This window comes from Myxococcus sp. CA051A, from assembly GCF_013336705.1.
Taxonomy (GTDB): Bacteria; Myxococcota; Myxococcia; order Myxococcales; family Myxococcaceae; genus Myxococcus; species Myxococcus llanfairpwllgwyngyllgogerychwyrndrobwllllantysiliogogogochensis.
In genome coordinates this window covers 45,601-65,219 of sequence record NZ_JABUMS010000022.1, presented here as the reverse complement: position 1 = coordinate 65,219, position 19,619 = coordinate 45,601, and the positions used below count along the sequence as shown (strand labels likewise).

Sequence of the window (19,619 nt, the reverse complement as noted above, 5' to 3'; positions counted from 1 at the left end):
TCGCGATGGGGGACCTCACGTTGAAAGACCATATGAGACGGATGGCGATGTCGACGGGGCTCGTGGGCGCTGTCCTATGTGGATGGCTGCTGGTTGCCTGTGGGGGGAATGGCAACGGGCTGCCTGACGGTTCGACGCCGACGGATTCTGGAACGCACACCGAGCGGGATTCCGGCACACCGGAGCAGAAGGACGCGGGCCCGACGGATGCGGGCCTCGGGGACGCAGGGCCTCTGTAGGACACCTCGCCTCCCGACGCGCCGATGCTCATCGGGACCGCGCCCGCCTCTCCCGCCAATGCCAACGTGCCGCACATCCTGGCCAGGACCGAGCCCGGGGCGCGCGTGCGCATCTTCACCGTCGCGGGCTGCTCCGGCGTCATTGCCGGCGAGGGCGCCGCGGACGCCGAAGGACTTCGCCACCGTGAAGGGGTACCTCGGGAATATCGAGGTGGCAACCAGCCCTCTCGGCAACGCCGTCGTCGTCTGGCCTCGCCAGGACCTGGACGCGGGCACCGATACCCTGCTCTCGGCCGTCTTCGAGTAGGCCCGCCTGGGTGCTTGCCTCTTGCCCCGGGACGCCCCGGGGCGGAGGACTCTTCGACCTTCAGGGCCGGATTGAGCCACCGCGAGCGTCCCCCGCAGTGGGCGGTGCCGAGGTCGATGCCGAGCCGGTGAAGAAGTCGATCAACCCGTGCGGAGCGTTGTCGCCGAAGCAGAGTCGGTGGAGGGTCTCCGCATCGGCGGCTTCGTTCGCGCTGCGGGTGAACATGGGTTCCTCGTACTCGGCGAGCGCGGCTTCGAGGTCGCCTCGGTGCGCGGCGATGGCCTTGCCGAGTTCGGCGCCGTCGTACATCGCGAGGTTGGCGCCTTCACCAGACGGCGGCATCAGATGCGCGGCGTCGCCGAGAAGCGTCACTCCAGGCACGCGCTCCCACCGATGTCCCGGCGGAAGCGTGTGGATGGTCCGGGGGACGAGGTCTCTCTCGCCATCGGTGATGAGCGCGGTGAGCGCTGGCGCCCAGCCGTCGAACTCCGCCGCGACTCGAGCCTTCGCCGCCTTCGGGTTGGCGAAGTCGATGCCTGCAATCCACTCCCTCGGCCTGGTGAGCGCGACGTAGGTGTGCAGGACGCCGTTGGTTTCGCGGTGGGCCTGGATGCCCTTGCCGGGCGTGAGGGCGAGCATCGCCCCGCCTCCGACGGCTTTCGCGCTGGCCGGGTGGCGAGCGTCGGCGTTGAAGAGATAGGTCTCGATGAACGAGATGCCGACGTACTCGGGCCTCGCGTCGGACAGCAGCGGCCGGATCCTCGACCACGCGCCGTCCGCGCCGACGAGGAGGCTCGTCGTGACAGTCGACCCGTTCGCGAACGTCACCGCATGACGCCCATCGCCGAGCGCGTGGACGGCGGTGACCTTGTGTCCCCACTGGACGGTTCCCGCAGGGAGCGAGTCGAGCAGGAGGCGCCGCAGCTCACCTCGATGCACCTCGGGGCGACGGCCGCCGCCGTTGTCGGGCTCATCGAAAAGGACCGCGCCGCGCGGGTCGAGCACCCGCATGGCCTCTCCGCCTTCGTGGATGATTCGGCGGAATTCGTCGAACAGTCCGGCCTCCTTCAGCGCGAGCTGTCCGTTGTGGTCGTGGATGTCGAGCATCCCGCCCTGCGTGCGCGCGTCCGCGGACGCATCGGCCTCGTAGACGGTGGAGGCGATGCCGTGGACGTGCAGAACGCGCGCGAGCGTCAACCCGCCGAGGCCGGCGCCAATGATCGTGATGGGGGTCATCGTGCTTCCTTTCGAGTGGGAGACCGCCCCGCGATGCGGCCGTCGGTCTCTGGAACGCCGTTCCATTGGCCATGTTGGAACGCTGTTCCAGAGCTGTCAAGATGGGGCCATGGCGAAGGCAACGCGCGGGTCGGAACGACGTGAGGAGGCGCTCTCACGCGAGCGAATCGTCGAGGTGGCAATCGAGCTGCTGGACGACGAGGGGGAGGGCGGGTTGACCTTCCGAGCGCTTGCCTCGCGGCTGGCCACTGGACCTGGCGCTATCTACTGGCACATCGCGAACAAGAACGAGTTGCTCGTCGCCGCCAGTGACGCCGTCGTCGCCCGCGCGATGGGCGAAGTGCTCGCCTCCGCCAGTCCGCGCGAGGCAATCCGAGGCATCGCCGCCGGCGTGTTCGAGGCAATCGACGCGCATCCGTGGGTGGGCGCGCAGCTGTCCCGCGCTCCGTGGCAGACCGCGATGCTGCAGATCTTCGAGCGCCTCGGGCGTCAGGTCCAGGCGCTGGGGGGGCCAGAGCGCGCCTGGTTCACGTCGGCGTCGGCGCTGTTGAGCTACATCATCGGCGTGAGCGTCCAGAATGCCGCGAACGGCCGCCTGCTCGAGCCGCCCGTGGACCGCGCGGACTTTCTCGAGAAGGTGTCGGCCCAGTGGACACGCGACGCCCACGCGTATCCGTTCACGGTGAAGGTCGCCGCGCGATTGCGCGAGCACGACGACCGCGCCGAGTTCCTCGCCGGCATCGACCTCATCCTCGCCGGCATCGAGGCTTCGCTGTAACCGGTCCTCGACAGGAGAAGGTCTGACGAGGACTCAGCGCCGACGGGAGGTGCCCGGCTTCCGCGTGCGTGCCGGGCGCCGAACTCCGGACGCCCGCGCCTCGAGCACCTTCGCTTCGGCGAGCAACCACTGACGCAAGGGGCCCAACCGCTCGGCGTGGCGTGGCGTGTCCAGGTAGACGAGGTGATACGCGAAGCCCTCCAGCTCCGGCCCGAATGGCTGCACGAGCGCCCCGCTGGCCAGCTCCTCCGCCACGAGCACGAGGCTGACGAGCGCGATGCCCTGCCCCGCGACAGCCGCCTGGATGGCGTGAGACTCGTCGGAGAAGCGCAGCTCGCCGTTCGGGGCGCGGTACCGCCCGCCCGCGCTGGCGAACCACCGGTTCCACGTCGGAGTCGCATCCTCGACGCGCTGCCACTCGAAGTGGATGAGTGGATGGTGGCCGAGGTCCTCCCGTCCGCGCACCCCCAAGCGCGGACTGCACACAGGCGCGAAGCGGTCCTGAAACAGCAACTCCGAGCGCAGCCCCGCATGCGCCCCCCGGCCATAGCGGATGGCCAGGTCCACTCCTCCCGCCCGCAAGTCCACGGCCTCATCGGAAGCATGAAGCCGCAGGTCCAGGCCAGGGCACGCGGCCCGGAACGCGGGCACGCGCGGCACCAACCACTTCGACGTGAAGGCGACCGTGGACGAGAGCGTGAGGAGCTCCTGGGCGGAGGGCGTCCTGAGCGCTTCGACCCCACGGACCATGGTGTCAAAGCCCTCCCGCAGCGACGGGAAGAGCTCCGCCCCCTCTTTCGTCAGGACCACGCGACGGATGTGCCGTTCGAAGAGCCGCAGCCCCAGCCACTCCTCCAGCTGACGGACCTGGTGGCTGATGGCCGTGGGGGTCACCGCGAGCTCGTCCGCGGCGTTCTTGAAGCTGAGATGCCGTGCGGCCGCCTCGAAGGCCCGAAGCGCCGACAGCGGTGGGAGGTCCCTCATGAAGCACCCATGGATGAATCAGGCTCAGCCATCGCCTGAGGAATACGCGTTTGCCAGGGGAGTGGCCAGCCTCTATCTCTCTTCGTGTCCGGTCCGCGCCATGGATGAGCGCGACTCAACCGGAACCCTATTGGAGACACCCCATGGTCAAAATCCTTCATCTCGATTCGAGCGCTCGCCCGGGTGGGTCCGAGCAGGTGCCTCATGGCTCACATACGCGCCGGCTGTCCTCCCGTTTCGTCGCGCGCTGGCGGGCAAGCCGTCCGGGCGACACGGTCGTCTACCGGGACGTCGGGCAGGCACCTCCCACTCCCGTGACGGGACGGTGGATTCACGCGGCGTTCACTGCTCCCTCGAAGCGGGAACCGTGGATGACGGACGTGCTCGCGGAGAGCGACGCGCTGGTGGATGAGCTGCTCGACGCGGACCTCATCGTCGCGGGCGTGCCCATGTACAACTTCAACGTGCCAGCGCAGTTCAAGGCGTACATCGACAACATCATCCGAGTGGGCCGCACCTTCGGGTTCGACCGCTCACGGCCCGGTGAGCCCTACTGGCCCCTGCTGACCGAAGCGCGCAAGAAGCTCGTCATCCTGAGCTCGCGTGGCGACTTCGGCTATGGACGCGGCGAACGACTCGAGGCCATGAACCATGTCGAGCCGAGCATCCGCACCGCGTTCGGCTACATCGGCATCACGGACATGGACTCCGTGGCGGTCGAATACGACGAGTATGGCGGTGAGCGGCTCAAGCGCTCCATCGCCCACGCGGAGGAACAAGTCGATGTCCTCGTGGCCCGGCTGCTGCGCCTTGCACAGTGACGGAGATTCGCCGGGCTTCCGCATCGAGTCCGGCGGGACCATTCACAGGCCCCGCCGTCTCGATGCCTCTGCTCACAACGCGAGGAAGTTCGCGGTCAAGAAGGCGGCGTACCAGTTGATGGGCGTGATTCCGTTGGTCGTGTAGTCCGCCGTATGGTTGTTGGTGGTGAGCTGCCAGTGGGTCAAATCCCACGGAGACCAACCGATCCACACGTCGCTGTTGTTGTTCATGAACGTGAGCGCGTTCGTAATCTGGGGCTGCGCGAAAGACTCGTGGATTCCTATCCCCATCTCGGACAGGAACAGCTTCTTGCCGTGGGTTCTCGCCCAGTGAGTGACCGCCGTGAGCTGAGCGCCGTAGGACGACTCATCGTTGCTGCCGTAGCCTTCCGGGTAATACGAATGCATGTCGAAGGCGTAGTTGTTGGCGCTGTCCGTGATGGAGAGGGCCGCGACCGAGTCGAGCGGACCTCCGCCCGGAGCCCAGGTGTGCCAGTGCCCCACGTCCGATGCGCGCGTGTTGGGAACCAGGATCAACTGGGTTGAACCTGTCGCGCGCACGGCGTTCATGACCGTCTGAATCCCGGCGAACCAGGTGGTCGACGTCATCGGGAGATCATGCGGCTCGTTCATGAGGTTCAGGATGACCTTGGGGTTTGTCTTCACCAGATTCGCGAGCTTCGTCCAGACGTCGGCGAGATGGTTCACGGTCAGCGTCCCGTCTCCGATGACGCGTTGGACGTAGTTCCCCGTCTGATTTCCCGCGCCATCGAACGCGCCTGTCGCATAGCGATTGTAGTTATGGAGGTCGAGCACAAGGGTGAAGCCCTGGGCCGTCGCCAGGTTGATGTAATTCATCATGCCGTTCGAATACGCCGTATTCAGCGGGCCCAGGAGCGTGTGCTGGAGGCGCTCCCAGGAGATTGGCAGGCGAATCAGGTTGAAGCCCTTGCCCTTGTAGTATGCGAGCTCCGCGGTGATCTGGGTCGACGACGGCATCTCGTAAAAGGTCTGGCCGGTCCAGCCACCCCAGTCGTTGCCGTACTCCATCCCGGCGCGGTTGATTCCGCGATAGGCCACGCCGGTGGGATAGGTCTTCCCCAGGCCGGTCGGCGGATTCGTGGTGTCATTCTCCAGCACGATTCCGTCGACCCCGTAGACCACCGCCGTGGCGCTCTGGATGGTGAGCTTGTTGAAGGTCGTCAGCGCTCCCTTGAGCGCGCTCATCGGGATTCTGACGCGCGTCCAGTGCCCCGGAGGCAGGGAACCCAGGCTCGGATTCGCGTAGGCGCTGATGGCGACTCCCGCATTCCCGTCGACACCCTCCTGGCTCACGATGACCTTGAGGGCCTGGATGGCCGTGAGGTTTGAAGTGCCTGGGTTGATGGCGAAGCTCACGGCGACGTGGTTGGAGACCGGAAGGCTGGAGCCGACCGCGCCCAAGGCCAGGGCACTGTTGGCTGGCGCCGTCACCTTCATGGACGTGGTGCCATAGGCCTTGCTGGCCGTGTCGGGTGCGAGCGTGGTGCCGCCCCAGCTGTAGCCGGTGCTCCAACCGGACGCGACCGCATCGTTATACAGGACCGTCATGGTGGAGGTGTCGAGCGCGGGCAGCCGCGGAATCTCGATGGCGATGCCATCGATGCCGTAGTTGACCGCGGTCTGCGCCATGAGCGTGAGCTTGTTGAAGGTGGTCAGCGAGCCCTTGAGCGCGCTCATCGGGATGGTGACGCGAGTCCATTCACCCGCGCCCAGGGAGTCGAAGCTCGGGCTGGCGTAGTTGCCGATGGTGACGCCCCCGTTTCCGTCGACGCCCTCCTGGCTCACGATGAGCTTGAGGTTCTTGATTGCCGTCAGGTTCGCGGTGCCCGGATGGATGGCGAAGCTCACCGCCGTGTAGGTATTTGTCGAGAACGACTGACCGTCAGCTCCCAACGCAAGGGCGCTGTCGGCGGCGGAGGTGACCTGCATCGACGAAGCGCCGTAGGCCTTGATGCTCGTCGTCGAACCATGGGAGACGTTGCCCCAACTGTAGCCGGCATCCCAACCTGGCGTGACGGCATCGTCATACAACACCGTCTGGTAGGAGGTGTTCATCGCTGGCAGGAGCAACAGCCTGTCCGTGCTCGAAGCGGGTGCTTCCATCAGCAGGTCGCTTGCGGTCAGGCCTGCTTCTTCGCTCGAAGGCGGAGCACATGCCGCGCCAAGGGTGAAGATACTTCCCAGAAGAACGTACAAACACTTTCTCGAAACCGGTGGTCGTCCCATGCAGGCCCCCTGGAGTTGGCGCATGATTTAACGACCACCGCTTCAGCGGCAACTGCTCGTTCCATTTGATGACAACTATTGCTCTCCGACGGGCTCAACCTGACGAACGCGTTCACATCGTCGTAGTTGTCGCCGGCCACGCGGAGGGGCCGTGTTCCTATCCGTGTGTAAAAGGCGAGCAGGAGCGAAGGAGGAAGAGGGACGCTCCTCGGAGGTCAACCCAAGAGGGTCTTCCTTTGGCGAGGAGGCCGAGGCGTTCCCCGCCGAACCAGGACCCTCGCGGTCGTGTGATTCGTGAGGCCCCGCGTCGTTCAGCGCGTCTGGTAGACGGCGAGCGCCTCGGCCTCGATGCGCTTGATCCAGGCATTCTTGCAATCGCTGTAGGCGTGCGAGTCGTTTGGATGAAGGCGCTGACATCGCGCCTTCTCGTCGTCGTAGTCGCGGGCGACGCTCGGCCGTTCACGCAGGTAGTCGCGGAACGCGAGGTGCCGAGAGATTTCCCGAGAGCCGTCGGCATAGCCATGGAGTTGGACGAGGCGCTCTCGGGTCCTCGGGTTGTCCTTCGTGCAGTAGCGACGGCCCGGGAGGCCGAGCTCTCCCCACACCGCGTAGCCGAGCGCTTCGAGCACGCCCTGGTGCTTGTCGAGCTCGTCCACCGAAGTGACGACGGGGATGAGGTCGAGGATGGGCTTCGCGGAGATGCCGGGGATGGCCGTCGAGCCGACGTGATGGACCCGCAGAACGACGGGGCCTAACGCGTCCGCGAGGGACCTGGCCTCCGCGGCGGCGGCTTCTGCCCAGCGCGGGTCATGGGGAACCAAGGTGACTTGAATCGGTGGCGGCACGTTGTTCTCCTCCTCGCGGCTCGTGGTCGTCTACGCGAGCTCCCCAACGAAGAAGATGTCGTCGGGGACGGGCCTCTTCCCTGTTTATCGGTCTGATGCTTTCAGCGGGCGCGTACGGTGCAGGAGGTCTTGATGTAGTCCACATCATCGTAATAGGCACAGGAGAAGTACACATCGAGCCGGGCGGTCGCGGTGCAGTCCTGGCGCCCGGTCTGGGCGGTGAGGTCTGTGTCCAGGTTCACGCAGTCGCAGCCCTTGCAGCTCTCCTTCTTGTTCAGACACATGTGGGTCGTCTCAGCGGTGACGATGGTCGCGCAGTATTGAGTGGCGCGCTTGCAACTGGTGTCGCCACACTCCAGGGTCTCTGGGAATGACTGGGTGTCATCGTCCCCATCGTCTTGGTTCGAGCCGCCACAGCCCACCACCAGCATGGAGAGAAGCACCAGGTACCGCGTCGTCGCCTTCATGTCGTCGCCCCGAGGAGTCATGGGGGGCATGAACGCCCCCTCCTGACGGGAAGAGACAGGCCGGGCGACACCGTTGCATGAAAACGACCGTGCCCCTCCCGGCGAGAGGTGCCAGAGGGGCATACCAAGGGCGTAGGTGGAACCGGGGGCCAAGGAAAAGCCCAGCAACTCCTTGAGGTTGCGGGGCTTGCCAGGTTGCCCCGACGGGATTCGAACCGGAGGAGCCGGTCCGAGGAGCACGGCACGGGGGTTCTGGTGTTTCATCTCCCGCGCCGTGCCTCCCCACTCCGAACCCCGAGCCTCCATGATGGCAAGCAAGGCATGCTGGGTCCTCTTCGCCGCCCTCTGTCTGGCTGTGGGCCTCTATCCCGGCAGCTACTTCCTCGCGGCCTCGAACTTCGGAATCCTTGGCTTGAAGAGCAGCGCGCTCCTGGCCGACCCCGTCTGGAACGCGGCCTTCTACACGCACATCGCCCTGGGAGGACTCGCGCTGGCCATCGGCTGGGCCCAGTTCGTCGAAAGACTGCGACTCAATCGCCCAGGCGCACACCGGCTCCTTGGAAAGCTCTACGTCGGAGCGGTCCTCCTGAGCGGGCTCTCCGGGGTCTACGTCGGCTTCTTCGCCACGGGTGGCGTCATCGCCGCGTCGGGCTTCGTCAGCCTGGGCCTCGTCTGGCTCTATACGACGGTCTCCGCCTATCGACTCATCAAGAGCCGGCGCATCGAGGAACACCGGCTCATGATGACCTACAGCTATGCCGCCTGCTTCGGGGCGGTCACGCTGAGGCTCTGGATGCCCATCCTGCTTCCCACCCTGGGCGACTTCATGTCGGCCTACAGAACCGTCGCCTGGCTCTGCTGGGTCCCCAACCTCGGCGTGGCCTACCTCATCTCGCGCAGACGGCTCCAGGCGCGCGAACTCGTGGCTTCGTGAAGTGACCTCCGTTCAGACGGTGCGCGGCGGGCGACGACGCAGCAGGTCGAAACTGGCAAGGCCATCCATCTGAAGCTTGAGCTTCATGAGCGGGCCCTCGCATGAAGGCGTGGGGCGACCGGTCAGGAAGGTGGGCTTGCGTTCCCGCTATTCTGTGGTACTAAGTACTGGTAGTCAGTACCACTGAGTAGTTCGAGGAGCGGTTCGTGGGCAAGCAGATGACGGAGATGCTCAAGGGCACGCTGGAGGGCATCGTCCTGGCAATCCTGTCCGCGCGGGCGGCGTACGGGTACGAAATCACGGTGCGGTTGCGGGAGATGGGCTTCTCCGACATCGCCGAGGGCACCGTCTATGCGCTGCTCGTCCGGTTCGAGCTGCGCGGCCTGGTGGACGTGGAGAAGGTCCCGTCCGAGAAGGGGCCGCCGCGGAAGGTGTATTCACTCAACGAGCAGGGACAGGCCTACCTCGAGGAGTTCTGGCGGACGTGGAGCTTCCTCACCGAACGGCTCGAACAACTCCATAAAGGAGGCGGATGACATGTTCATCTCAATGCTTATCTCGAAGGTGATCGGCGACAAAAGGCAATGGCGACAGTACAAGGCGCGCGCGAAGCAACTTCCCCCGAGCTATCGCACGGCGGTCGAAGCCCTGGAGCGCTACCTGATGTACTTTGGAACGGGGGGTGACGGGACCGCGATTTATGTGGACCTCGTCGACCTGTTTGAACAGAGCGCGGCGAACCGGACTCCCGTCCGCCAGATTGTCGGGGAAGACCCCGTGGAGTTCATCGAGACCTTCGTCCTGAACTATCCAAGGGGACAGTGGATTGTCCGGGAGCGGGAACGGCTGACCGACGCCATCGCGCGCGCCGCGGAAGAAGAGGCGAAGGGCGCTTGATGGCAATACAGCACGTCATCCACGTGCTGCGTTTGTAACGATTTCCTCGCCGCTGCCAGCGCACCCGCGCCGAGCGAGAAGGCCGTCGAGCCCGTGCTCGGACAGGCATTGGCGTCATCACGACTCACCGCGCGCTCGAAACACAAGCAGCAACGGATTTGCGACGTCAGCTCGCGAAGCACGACTCCATGCGTCGTGTCGCGGCGCTGCGCAAGCAATGCGTTTCAGACCCTCTCGAAAGGAAGTGCGTCATGTTGGACACGACAAGCGGAACCGTAGTGCAGGGGCACGTCGAGGATGGCTGGGGGAAAGTGGCTGATGTCTTCCGGGCGAACTTCGAGGGGACCCCTGGCGAGGTCGGTGCGGCATGCTGCGTCTACGTGGACGGCCGTCCCGTCGTCGACCTGTGGGGCGGCCTCGCCGAGCGCGAGGCGAAGCGTCCGTGGAACAGGGACACCATCTCGTTGGTCGCATCCACGACCAAGGGGGCTACGGCGATCTGCGCCCATCTGCTGGCACAGCGCGGCGAGCTCGATCTGGACGCTCCGGTGGTCAAGTACTGGCCGGAGTTCGGCGCCGCCGGCAAGGAGCATATCCCGGTGCGCTGGCTGCTCTCACACCAGGCCGGTCTGCCGGTCGTCGATGGTCCGCTGACGTTCGAGGACGCCTGCGCCTGGCATCCGGTCATCCGGGCGCTCGAGGCGCAGAAGCCGGAGTGGCCTCCGGGCACCGAGCACGTCTACCACGGCATGACCTTCGGGTTCCTGGTCGGGGAGGTCGTGCGGAGGATCACCGGCAAGTCGCTCGGCACCTTCTTCGCGGACGAGGTCGCCGCCCCGCTCGGGCTGAGCGCGTGGATTGGGCTGCCCGAGGCGCAAGAGGGAAGGGTGGCGCGGGTCGAGTACGCCGCTCCGTTCACGATGGAGGAGTTGACCGCCGGGATGATCGAGACCACCGGCCTCGATAGAGACACGGTCATCGCCTGGATGAGCGCAGTGTGGGGGCCGGGCTCCGTGCAAGAACGGGCTGGGCAGCTCGGCGGCGCTTTCGACCACACCAGCGGCTACATGAACACGCGTGCCTTCCGCGCTGCTGAGTTCCCGTTCGGGAACATGTTCTCGGACGCTCACTCGCTGGCGCGGATGTATGCGGCCACGGTGAGCGAGGTCGACGGCGTGCGGCTGCTGACTCCGGCGACGGTCGAGAAGATGACTGTCGTCCACACCGACAAGACGAAGATGAACGGGCTGCCGCCAGGACTGGACGTCCCGGCCAACCGCTCCTTCTACATGTCGCTCGGGTTCTGGCGGGCCTGCCCGCCGATGCCCCTTGTCGGGCCCGGGTCGTTCGGCCACCCCGGTTCCGGTGGCTCGGTGGGCTTCGCCGACCCTGATGCGGGTGTCGGCTTCGGCTACGTCATGAACCACTGGTCATTCCGGATAGGCGAGCCGCGAGCGTCGAACCTGGCCGCGGCGGTCACGGCCTGCCTCGGGTCTCGACGTTGAAGCGCTGCTCGACCCGCTAGGACATAGAGCAGGTCATGACCGACGCGGAATGACCTACGACGACTGCCCGATGGCCGGGGTCGGCATCAGCAGCGGGTCATCGCCCATCGGGTGCGGTACATCTGGGTCTTGCTCAGAAGTGTTCCGGGATGAAGTTCCTGCCCTGGAGCGTAGCCTCGTCGTCATAGCTCCCTTGAAGGGTGCGCTTGGGCAATCTCACCTTGGGGCGCTTCACCCTCTTGTGAGGAATCTGCTCCAGCAGGAAGCGGATGCAGTTGAGCCGTGCCTTCTTCTTGTCGTCAGACCGTAGGATGTGCCACGGCGCATACGAGAGGTCCGTGACCTCGAACATCTTGTCGCGCGCATGGGAGTAGTCGTACCAGCGTTTCCACGACTTGAGGTCCATGGGGCTCAGCTTCCACTGTCGGAGCGGGTCTTCGATCCGCGCCTCGAAGCGCCGCTGCTGTTCCTCCATGCCGACCTCGAGCCAGATCTTCACCAGGACGATTCCGCTGTCGACCATGTACTTCTCGAAGACGGGGCACCCCTCAAGGAAGCGCTCGTGCTCCTCGGTGGTGCAGAAGCCCATCACGAACTCGACTCCGGCCCGATTGTACCAACTGCGATCGAAGATGATGATCTCCCCTGCCGCGGGGAAATGAGACACATACCGCTGGAGGTACATCTGCGTCTTCTCCCGGCTCGAGGGCGTGGGGAGGGCCACCACCCGGAAGACGCGGGGACTCACCCGCTCGGTGATGGCGCGAATCGTGCCACCCTTGCCCGCGGCATCCCGCCCCTCGAAGACCACGACGACGCGCAGCCCCTCCTGTTTGACCCAATCCTGAAGCAGGCAGAGCCGGGTCTGGAGCTTTTGCAGCTCCTTCTCATAGGCCTTGCGCTTCATGGGCTCCATTCGAGTCGTATGTGCCATGACATCATGATTGTGAGTCCGTGCGACGCGTGCAATGGCAGTCATTCGCGGGCGGGGCAGCCAGCCGTGCGCCGCCAAGGCCGCGGCTTCACCATTCCACCCTCGTCAACGCGGCTACCGACGTGCCGAGCCCAGCACCCGCCGGGTGTGGAGGGCGATCATCGCCTCCTCATTCGTGGGAATGACCCAGGCGGATACACGGCTCCCTGGCCTGGTGATGCAGGGCCCACCGCGAGCATTCGCCTCATCATCGAGCTCCAGGCCGAGCCAGCGCGCATCGCGACAGGCCCGTGCGCGAATCGGCGCGGCATTCTCGCCAATGCCGCCCGTGAAGACCATGGCGTCGAGCCCGTGCAGTGCCGCCGCGAGCGACCCGAGCTCGCGATTGATACGGTAGACGAACAGCTCCAGCGCCTCCGCCGCGCTGGCACTGGAGCGGCCGAGCAGGTCTCGCATGTCGCTGGACTCGCCGGAGACGCCCAGCAAGCCGGATTGCTCGTAGAGAAGCCGCTCCAGGGCGCTCGCGTCCATGCCGTGCTGCTTCATCAGGTAGAGCAGGACTCCGGGATCAATCGCGCCGCAGCGGGTGCCCATCATGAGGCCATCCAATGGGGTGAGGCTCATGGTCGTCGCCACGCTTCGCCCTCCGAGCAGGGCGCACATGCTCGCGCCATTGCCGAGGTGCGCGACGACCGTGCGCCCGGCCGCGGCCTGGGGGGCCACGCTCGGGAGCGTGGAGGCGATGTATTCGTAGGAGAGCCCATGAAACCCGTATCGGCGAACTCCCTCTTCGGTATGACGGCGGGGCAGGGCAAAGGACTGGGCCACTGGAGGCTGGGTCCGGTGAAACGCGGTATCGAAGCATGCGACCTGCGCCACCGATGGCGCCGTCCCCGTGACGGCCTTGATTGCCTCCACGCAGTGGGGCTGGTGCAACGGCGCGAGCGGAATGAGCGTTTCCAGGGCTGCCAGCGTCGCGGCGTCAATGAGCGCAGGCCCGAAGAAATGCGAACCGCCATGAACCACACGATGGCCCACGGCCGTGACGTGACGCCCCCCGAGTACACCCCCTCGCCCCCAGGCGAACAGATGGTCGAGGGCGCCCTCGTAGCCGAGCTGCGTTCCTGGGGCCCAGTCCTCCTCGCCGATGATGGAGCCGCCCGCGCGCGCGAGGAACCGAGGCTGCGTCGACAATGCCTCGAACGCCCCCCGCAGCAGGAGGCGGGGCGGGTCCTCATCGAGGAAGAGCGAGAACTTCAGGCTCGACGAGCCGGCGTTGAGCACCAGCAGTGCGCCCTCCGCGTCTCCTGCTTCAAAGGCTCGTCGCTCCATCCGGGAACCTCAGTCCTGCCAGGTCCAATTGGCGATCTCAGGACGATCCCTGCCATGCTCGTGCGCGTAGGCCGTATTGTCGACGATCGCGGTCCTCATCTCCTCCTTCAGGTGCCCCGCCTTCGCGCTCAGCTTCGGCACGCGGTCGATGACGTCGATGACCAGATGGAAACGAGATGTCTCGTTCAGCATCGCCAGTTCGAACGGCGTGTTGATGTTGCCTCTCTCCTTGTAGCCGTGAACGTGAAGGTTCTCCTGATTCTTGAAGCGATAGGCGAGCTTGTGGATGAGGGACGCATACCCGTGGAAGCTGAAGATGATGGGCTTGTCCGGTGTGAAGAGTCCCTCGAGTTCTCGCTCGGTCGACCCGTGCGGATGGTCCGCCGCCGACTGGAGCTTGAACAGGTCGACGACGTTGATGAACCGCAGCTTCAAGTCCGGCACGCGCTGGCGCAGGATGGCGGTGGCGGCCAGCGCCTCCTGCGTGGCGACGTCGCCGCAGCTAGCCATGACGACGTCCGGCTCCATGTCGGCGTCCGTGCTGGCCCTCCGCCAGATGCCCAGGCCCTTGGCGCAATGGGCGATGGCCTCCTCCATGGTGGTGAACTGCAGGTGCTTCTGCTTGTCGGCGACGATGACGTTGATGCAGTCGGTGCTGCGCAGACACTGGTCCGCCACCACCAGCAACGTGTTGGCGTCCGGAGGCAGATAGATGCGTGTGACTGATGCGGACTTGTTGGTCACCAGGTCGATGAACCCCGGGTCCTGATGTGAGAACCCGTTGTGGTCCTGGCGCCATACAGTCGAAGACAGCAGGATGTTCTCCGAGGCGACGGGCGCCCTCCACCTCACGTGGTTCTTGCTGACGTCCAACCACTTGGCGTGCTGGTTGAACATGGAATCGATGACGTGGGCGAACGCCTCGTACGTGTGGAAGAGGCCGTGGCGTCCCGTGAGCAGATACCCCTCGAGCCAGCCGAGCAACGTGTGCTCCGACAGCATCTCCATGACACGGCCGTCACGCGCGAGCTCGCCGCCGTCGGCGTCCTCTGGCAACAGGTCGGCCATCCAGGTCTTCTTGCTCGCCTCGTAGAGGGCCTGGAGCCGGTTCGACGCCGTCTCGTCCGGACCGAAGACGCGGAAGTTCGTCGGGTTGCCTCGCATCACGTCGCGCAGGAACTCGCCCAGGGGCTTCGTGTTCTCATGCAACGACGTGCCCCGCGACTCCACCTTCACCGCATAGTCACGGAAGTCGGGGAGCTTGAGGTCCTTGCGAAGCACACCGCCATTGGCGTGTGGGTTCGCGCCCATTCGCCGGGGCCCCTTGGGTGAGAGTGCCTGGAGCTCTGGAATCAGGGTTCCGCGCGCATCAAACAGCTCCTCGGGCCGGTAGCTGCGCATCCAATCCTCGAGGACCTTCAAGTGCGCCGGGTTCTGCCGCGCGTCGGAGAATGGGACCTGGTGTGAGCGCCAGGACCCTTCCAGCTTGTGCCCGCCGAGCTCCTTCGGGCCGGTCCATCCCTTGGGCGCGCGCAGGATGATCATGGGCCAGCGTGGACGTGTCGGGGTGTTCGACCGCCGTGCCGCTCTTTGAGCGTCTCGAATCTCCTCGACGGCGTGCTCCAGGGTCTCCGCCATCTTCTGGTGCATCCGGGTCGGGTCGCTGCCTTCGACGAAATAGGGCTTGTAGCCGTAGCCCACGAACAGGGCCTCGAGCTCTTCCCGGCTGATGCGGGCGAGGATGGTCGGGTTGGCGATCTTGTACCCGTTGAGGTTCAGGATCGGCAGCACGGCGCCGTCGCGCACGGGATTGAGGAACTTGTTCGAGTGCCAGGCCGTCGCGAGGGGGCCCGTCTCTGCTTCACCGTCACCCACGACGCAGGCGACGACGAGGTCGGGATTGTCGAAGGCCATGCCGTATGCGTGAGAGAGGCTGTAGCCAAGCTCGCCGCCTTCATGGATGGACCCTGGCGTCTCCGGAGTGACGTGGCTGCCGATGGCACCCGGGAAGGAGAATTGCTTGAAGAACCTCCGCATCCCCTCCTCGTTCATGCTCTTGTCCGGGTACACCTCGGAGTAGGTCCCCTCGAGATACGTCGGCCCGAGCACGCCAGGGGCGCCATGGCCCGGCCCGGCCACGAAGAGCACGTCCAGGTCGTGTTTGACGATGAGCCGGTTCAGATGGACCCATGCGAACGAGAGCGCGGGGCTTGCTCCCCAATGGCCGAGGAGTCGATGTTTCACGTCCTCCGGCACCAGGGGCCTCCGCAGCAGCGGGTTGTCCTGGAGGTAGATCATCCCCACCGAGAGGTAGTTGCACGCACGCCAGTACGCGTTCATCAACTCCACCTCGCTGGCGGCGAGTGGGCCATCCCTGGACTGCTCCCTGGCGGCTGCTCCCCTGGCGGACAACGGCATCTGCGTCCCCGCCCCCTTGGTCGTCACTGGATGTGCCATGACACGTCACTCCTCAATGCAGAAATGCAGAATCTGATCTCAGGTCTGGTTTGCCTTGATGTCGGCTGGCGGCACCGCTGTCCGGGCGGTGCCCGCTTCGCCTTTGACGTCACTTCGAGAACTCCCCTCGGTCCGAAGTAGCCTGAGCGCGCCCCGAGGCACCAGCAATCGGCGGGTCACCGGTCGGCAATGGGCCGGCCCGCAGAGCCACCGAGGAGGGGAGAGCCGGAGAGCTACCCGCGAGGCAGCGGATGTGCCGCGGGACTACCTTCTTCTGGTGGCCCCCCCTGCCCGCGGTTGCGTCGGGGAGCGGGTCGAGCACGGGAGACGGCCATGGCGATCAGGTTGCTCATCGCGGACATCGACGGAACGATGGTGACACAGGACAAGGTCCTCACCGAGCGGACCCGCGAGGCTGTCGCCCGACTGCGTTCCAGGGGCATCCAGTTCACCGTCACGAGCGGACGGCCGCCGCGTGGGATGGCGGAGGTGGTCGCGGCACTGAAGCTCACCGCCCCCCTGGCTGCCTTCAACGGCGGTGTGTACGTCCAGCCCGACCTGACGACCACGTTGGCGCAGCGAACGCTTCCCCTCGCCGTCGCCAGGCAGGCCATCGACCACCTGTTGCGAGCGGGCCTCGATGTCTGGGTGTATCAAGGCGCCGATTGGTTCCTCCGCGATGCCGAGGCGTTCCGCGTGGCGCGCGAGAGGAACAACCTCGGGTTCGACCCGACCGTCGTCCAGGACCTGTCCGCCGTGCTCGACGAGCCCATCAAGATCGTCGGAGTGAGTGAGGACCGGGCACGCGTCGAGCGCTGCGAGGCGGAGCTCGCCGGTCGACTGGGCACCGAGGCGTCCGCCATGCGCTCGACGCCCTATTACCTCGACGTCACGCACCCCGAAGCGAACAAGGGCATGGTCGTACGCGAGGCCGCACGCATTCTCCAGCTTCCCCTGGACCAGATCGCGGCCATCGGCGACATGCCCAATGACCTCCCCATGCTGAAGGCCGCCGGGCTTGGCATCGCCATGGGCAACGCCAGCGACGACGTCCGACGCTCCGCACGCCACGTGACTCGCACCAACGACGAGGAGGGCTTCGCCCATGCGGTCGAGACCTTCATCCTGGGCCAGCCGCCCCTCGCACGGACGCGGCTGGGGCTGCCTCCCCGCGCGCGCGCCTGCCTCTTCGGCCTCGATGATGTCCTCACCCAGACCGCGAGCCTCCAGGCGAGGGCCTGGAAGAACCTGTGTGACTACTACCTGCGGAGACGGGCGCGAGCGTCGGGGCAACCCTTCATCCCCTTCGACCTGATCCGCGACTACAGCCGTCACTTCGACGGCATGTTGCCCCTGGATGGCATCCGCGCGTTCCTCGCCGCTCGTGACATCGAGCTGCCGGAGAATACGGTGCGCGCGCTGACCGACCGTCATGGCGAGCTCCTGGTCGAGATGCTCCAGCACGAGCACGTGGAACCGTATGAGGGCGCGGTCCGCTACGTCCAGGCGGCGCGCGCTGACCGCCTGCGGCTCGCGGTCGTCTCCGAACTCGGGCACTCCACCGAGGTGCTCCAGTCCTCCGGCCTCGCGGACCTCTTCGATGCGCGGGTCGAGGGCACGCCGCCCGGCGATGTCTATCTCACGGCGGTCCAGGCCCTCGGTGTCGGCTCCGGGGAAGTGGTTGTCTTCGCGGACGCACCCGCGGGCGTCTCAGCGGCGCGTGCGGGCCATTTCGGCTATGTCGTAGGCGTCGACCGCCGGGGGCGGGCCGCCGAGCTTCGCCGCTGCGGCGCGGACATCGTCGTGACGGACCCAGCCGCCCTCCTCGAGCAAGACGGCTCCGACGGCACGCCACCTGGGAAACCGACCGCGGGCGTCTGAGGACACCGGGTCAACCATTCCCGCCGCGCCGAAGATGGACCGGTGTCGCGACAACGACACCCACATCGCGCTCAAGTCCCGCTCACGCTTGCCCTGGACCATGGCGATTCTTCCTCGTCACGGGGTGCTCGGAATGCGGGAATTGGGCAGTACCAGACAGGGGGTACCCCGAGGGCTTTCACCCATGGGCAGCGCGTTACCGCTGCTCTGCGTCCTTTCGGCGCTCTCCGGCTGCTCGGTGGGCCCCGAATTCACGAGGCCTGTCGCCGCGGTTCCTCAAGAGTGGAACACCCAAGGCGAACCGCGAATCACGACGCAGCCCGTGGTTGACGCCGAGTGGTGGAAGGCGTTCGGCGATCCGACACTCGATCGCCTGGTCGAGCAGGCCTACCAGCAGAACTTGCCGCTGCAGGTCGCGGGGCTGCGCATCGTGGAAGCCCGCGCCCAGTTGGGCATCCTCACGGGCCAGCAGTATCCACAGGTGCAGGTGGCCACCGGCAACGTCACCGGGGTGGGGCTCAGCGAGAACGCGGCCAATCTCTCCAGGCTCGGGTTCGACCGCGACTTCCTGAACTATGCCGTGGGTTTCGACGCCCTCTGGGAGCTGGATTTCTGGGGAAAGTACCGGCGGGGCGTGGAGTCGGGAACCGCGGGCCTGCTCGCATCGGCCGCGGACTACCAATCCGCCATCGTCGCGCTCACCGCGGAGGTCGCGCGGACGTATGTCTCGATTCGCACCTTCGAGGTGCTCATGGCTCAGGCCGAGCAGAACATCAGGATTCAGGAGGAAGGGCTGAACATCGCCCAGTCGCGCTTCAGCAACGGCGCGACCTCGGAGCTGGACGTGGTCCAGGCGGCGACGCTGTTGGAGAGCACCCGGGCCTCCCTCCCTCAGCTGGAGATTGGGTTGGAACAGTCCTTCAATGCCTTGAGCGCGCTCCTGGGCCGGCCCCCGGGGGCCCTGGAGGCGTTGCTGGTGGGGCCCAAGCAGATTCCGGTGGCGCCCGCGACGGTGGCTGTCGGCATGCCGGCGGAGATTCTGCGGCGGCGTCCGGACGTCCGCAGCGCGGAGCTGTCCGCCGCCGCGCAGTGCTCCCGCATCGGCATCGCCAAGGCGGAACTCTATCCGAGCTTCACGCTCGTGGGCTCCGTCGGGCTCGAGGCGAGCAGCGCCGGCGGCACCTTCGGCAACCTCGCCTCCATCCACAGCCTGGCCTACAGCTTCGGCCCGCGCATCGTCTGGCCCTTCCTCAACTATGGCCGCCTGAAGAACGGGGTGCGTGTCCAGGATGCGCGGTTCCAGCAACTGCTCATCAACTATCAGAACACGGTGCTCAAGGCGGCCCAGGAGGTCACGGACGCCCTGGTGGGCTTCGTTCAGTCTCATAAAGCCCTGGCATTCGAGGAGGCCGCCGTGAAGGCGGCCCAGCGGTCGGTGGAGCTCTCCATGGTGCAGTACCGGGAAGGCGCCGTGGACTTCCAGCGCGTGCTGGACGCGCAACGCTCGCTCCTCGTGCAGCAGAACAACCGGGCCCAGGCGAGCTCCGCCATCGCCACGAATCTGGTCTCCCTCTACAAGGCGCTGGGCGGAGGCTGGGAGGTGCGACAGGGGGTGCCGGTGGTCCCCGAGCGCGTCCGGAGCGAAATGGAGAAGCGGACCGACTGGGGCAACGTGGTGTCCACGCCCCGGAAGCCCGAGGTCTCGGAGAACCCTCCCCAGGGGAAGCAATAGAA

Annotated in this window: 17 protein-coding genes; 9 read left to right on the top strand and 8 right to left on the bottom strand. The window is 66.0% G+C overall.

Translation table 11 applies throughout. The annotated features are described in order from the left end of the window. Positions 1–423 precede the first annotated feature (423 nt). Positions 424–546 carry a hypothetical protein gene (locus HUA74_RS46515; RefSeq protein ID WP_256433628.1) on the top strand — a complete coding sequence of 41 codons (123 nt, stop codon included), beginning with the start codon at positions 424–426 and terminating at the stop codon, positions 544–546. A 60-nt stretch (positions 547–606) separates the two neighbouring features. On the opposite strand, the gene HUA74_RS39620 is transcribed toward HUA74_RS46515, so the two are convergent. Beyond that, positions 607–1,782, bottom strand: coding sequence for an NAD(P)/FAD-dependent oxidoreductase (locus tag HUA74_RS39620; RefSeq protein WP_174458728.1), 1,176 nt, complete (start codon positions 1,780–1,782; stop codon positions 607–609). Between the two features lie 109 nt (positions 1,783–1,891). Here HUA74_RS39620 and HUA74_RS39615 point away from each other — a divergent pair, with 109 nt between their 5' ends. Continuing rightward, on the top strand, positions 1,892–2,560 hold the full coding sequence (locus HUA74_RS39615) for a TetR/AcrR family transcriptional regulator (protein WP_174458727.1): 669 nt from the start codon (positions 1,892–1,894) through the stop codon (positions 2,558–2,560). Between the two features lie 33 nt (positions 2,561–2,593). Here HUA74_RS39615 and gcvA read toward each other — a convergent pair whose 3' ends face one another. Further along, positions 2,594–3,544 (bottom strand): transcriptional regulator GcvA, encoded by a 951-nt coding sequence (gene gcvA / locus HUA74_RS39610; protein ID WP_174458726.1) that lies wholly within the window; start codon positions 3,542–3,544, stop codon positions 2,594–2,596. Between the two features lie 143 nt (positions 3,545–3,687). Here gcvA and HUA74_RS39605 point away from each other — a divergent pair, with 143 nt between their 5' ends. Continuing rightward, positions 3,688–4,365, top strand: coding sequence for an FMN-dependent NADH-azoreductase (locus tag HUA74_RS39605; RefSeq protein ID WP_174458725.1), 678 nt, complete (start codon positions 3,688–3,690; stop codon positions 4,363–4,365). A gap of 72 nt (positions 4,366–4,437) precedes the next feature. Here HUA74_RS39605 and HUA74_RS39600 read toward each other — a convergent pair whose 3' ends face one another. From HUA74_RS39600 to HUA74_RS39590, 3 genes are all read right to left on the bottom strand, one after another. Continuing rightward, complete coding sequence (locus tag HUA74_RS39600) at positions 4,438–6,510, bottom strand: glycoside hydrolase family 5 protein (RefSeq protein ID WP_174458724.1); 2,073 nt, start codon at positions 6,508–6,510, stop codon at positions 4,438–4,440. A gap of 434 nt (positions 6,511–6,944) precedes the next feature. After that, complete coding sequence (locus tag HUA74_RS39595) at positions 6,945–7,478, bottom strand: GrpB family protein (protein ID WP_174458723.1); 534 nt, start codon at positions 7,476–7,478, stop codon at positions 6,945–6,947. A gap of 101 nt (positions 7,479–7,579) precedes the next feature. Next, positions 7,580–7,975: a hypothetical protein gene (locus tag HUA74_RS39590; protein WP_174458687.1), complete on the bottom strand. Its 396-nt coding sequence runs from the start codon at positions 7,973–7,975 to the stop codon at positions 7,580–7,582. 274 nt (positions 7,976–8,249) lie between these two features. Between HUA74_RS39590 and HUA74_RS39585 the strand changes: the two genes are divergently transcribed. The 4 genes from HUA74_RS39585 to HUA74_RS39570 all read left to right on the top strand — a co-directional run bounded on the left by HUA74_RS39585 (position 8,250) and on the right by HUA74_RS39570 (position 11,281). Next, the gene (locus tag HUA74_RS39585) at positions 8,250–8,879 is read left to right on the top strand and encodes a DUF2306 domain-containing protein (protein WP_254625461.1); all 630 of its coding nucleotides are present in this window, start codon (positions 8,250–8,252) and stop codon (positions 8,877–8,879) included. Positions 8,880–9,085: 206 nt separating this feature from the next. Continuing rightward, positions 9,086–9,415, top strand: a complete 330-nt coding sequence (locus HUA74_RS39580) for a PadR family transcriptional regulator (RefSeq protein ID WP_174458722.1) — start codon at positions 9,086–9,088, stop codon at positions 9,413–9,415. A gap of 1 nt (position 9,416) precedes the next feature. Then, on the top strand, positions 9,417–9,776 hold the full coding sequence (locus HUA74_RS39575) for a DUF1048 domain-containing protein (RefSeq protein WP_141642113.1): 360 nt from the start codon (positions 9,417–9,419) through the stop codon (positions 9,774–9,776). 251 nt (positions 9,777–10,027) lie between these two features. Further along, positions 10,028–11,281 (top strand): serine hydrolase, encoded by a 1,254-nt coding sequence (locus HUA74_RS39570; protein WP_174458721.1) that lies wholly within the window; start codon positions 10,028–10,030, stop codon positions 11,279–11,281. Positions 11,282–11,414: 133 nt separating this feature from the next. On the opposite strand, the gene ppk2 is transcribed toward HUA74_RS39570, so the two are convergent. From ppk2 to HUA74_RS39555, 3 genes are all read right to left on the bottom strand, one after another. Beyond that, complete coding sequence (ppk2, locus tag HUA74_RS39565) at positions 11,415–12,188, bottom strand: polyphosphate kinase 2 (RefSeq protein WP_217440897.1); 774 nt, start codon at positions 12,186–12,188, stop codon at positions 11,415–11,417. A gap of 141 nt (positions 12,189–12,329) precedes the next feature. After that, positions 12,330–13,547 (bottom strand): acetate/propionate family kinase, encoded by a 1,218-nt coding sequence (locus HUA74_RS39560; protein WP_174458719.1) that lies wholly within the window; start codon positions 13,545–13,547, stop codon positions 12,330–12,332. A gap of 9 nt (positions 13,548–13,556) precedes the next feature. Further along, the gene (locus HUA74_RS39555) at positions 13,557–16,004 is read right to left on the bottom strand and encodes a phosphoketolase (RefSeq protein WP_217443688.1); all 2,448 of its coding nucleotides are present in this window, start codon (positions 16,002–16,004) and stop codon (positions 13,557–13,559) included. Between the two features lie 333 nt (positions 16,005–16,337). Between HUA74_RS39555 and HUA74_RS39550 the strand changes: the two genes are divergently transcribed. Together HUA74_RS39550 and HUA74_RS39545 are read left to right on the top strand one after the other, a co-directional pair. Continuing rightward, complete coding sequence (locus HUA74_RS39550) at positions 16,338–17,885, top strand: Cof-type HAD-IIB family hydrolase (protein WP_174458718.1); 1,548 nt, start codon at positions 16,338–16,340, stop codon at positions 17,883–17,885. 100 nt (positions 17,886–17,985) lie between these two features. Then, positions 17,986–19,617, top strand: coding sequence for an efflux transporter outer membrane subunit (locus tag HUA74_RS39545; protein ID WP_371817382.1), 1,632 nt, complete (start codon positions 17,986–17,988; stop codon positions 19,615–19,617). Positions 19,618–19,619: the final 2 nt, after the last annotated feature.

Bases quoted from the DNA above. Each gene is read 5' to 3' on its own strand.
- HUA74_RS39620 (WP_174458728.1), bottom strand. From the start codon at position 1,782: ATGACCCCCATCACGATCATTGGCGCCGGCCTCGGCGGGTTGACGCTC.
- HUA74_RS39575 (WP_141642113.1), top strand. From the start codon at position 9,417: ATGTTCATCTCAATGCTTATCTCGAAGGTGATCGGCGACAAAAGGCAA.
- HUA74_RS39590 (WP_174458687.1), bottom strand. From the start codon at position 7,975: ATGCCCCCCATGACTCCTCGGGGCGACGACATGAAGGCGACGACGCGG.
- HUA74_RS39585 (WP_254625461.1), top strand. From the start codon at position 8,250: ATGATGGCAAGCAAGGCATGCTGGGTCCTCTTCGCCGCCCTCTGTCTG.
- HUA74_RS39615 (WP_174458727.1), top strand. From the start codon at position 1,892: ATGGCGAAGGCAACGCGCGGGTCGGAACGACGTGAGGAGGCGCTCTCA.
- HUA74_RS39560 (WP_174458719.1), bottom strand. From the start codon at position 13,547: ATGGAGCGACGAGCCTTTGAAGCAGGAGACGCGGAGGGCGCACTGCTG.
- HUA74_RS39555 (WP_217443688.1), bottom strand. From the start codon at position 16,004: ATGGCACATCCAGTGACGACCAAGGGGGCGGGGACGCAGATGCCGTTG.
- gcvA (WP_174458726.1), bottom strand. From the start codon at position 3,544: ATGAGGGACCTCCCACCGCTGTCGGCGCTTCGGGCCTTCGAGGCGGCC.
- ppk2 (WP_217440897.1), bottom strand. From the start codon at position 12,188: ATGAAGCGCAAGGCCTATGAGAAGGAGCTGCAAAAGCTCCAGACCCGG.
- HUA74_RS39600 (WP_174458724.1), bottom strand. From the start codon at position 6,510: ATGGAAGCACCCGCTTCGAGCACGGACAGGCTGTTGCTCCTGCCAGCG.
- HUA74_RS39570 (WP_174458721.1), top strand. From the start codon at position 10,028: ATGTTGGACACGACAAGCGGAACCGTAGTGCAGGGGCACGTCGAGGAT.
- HUA74_RS39605 (WP_174458725.1), top strand. From the start codon at position 3,688: ATGGTCAAAATCCTTCATCTCGATTCGAGCGCTCGCCCGGGTGGGTCC.
- HUA74_RS39550 (WP_174458718.1), top strand. From the start codon at position 16,338: ATGGCGATCAGGTTGCTCATCGCGGACATCGACGGAACGATGGTGACA.
- HUA74_RS39545 (WP_371817382.1), top strand. From the start codon at position 17,986: ATGGCGATTCTTCCTCGTCACGGGGTGCTCGGAATGCGGGAATTGGGC.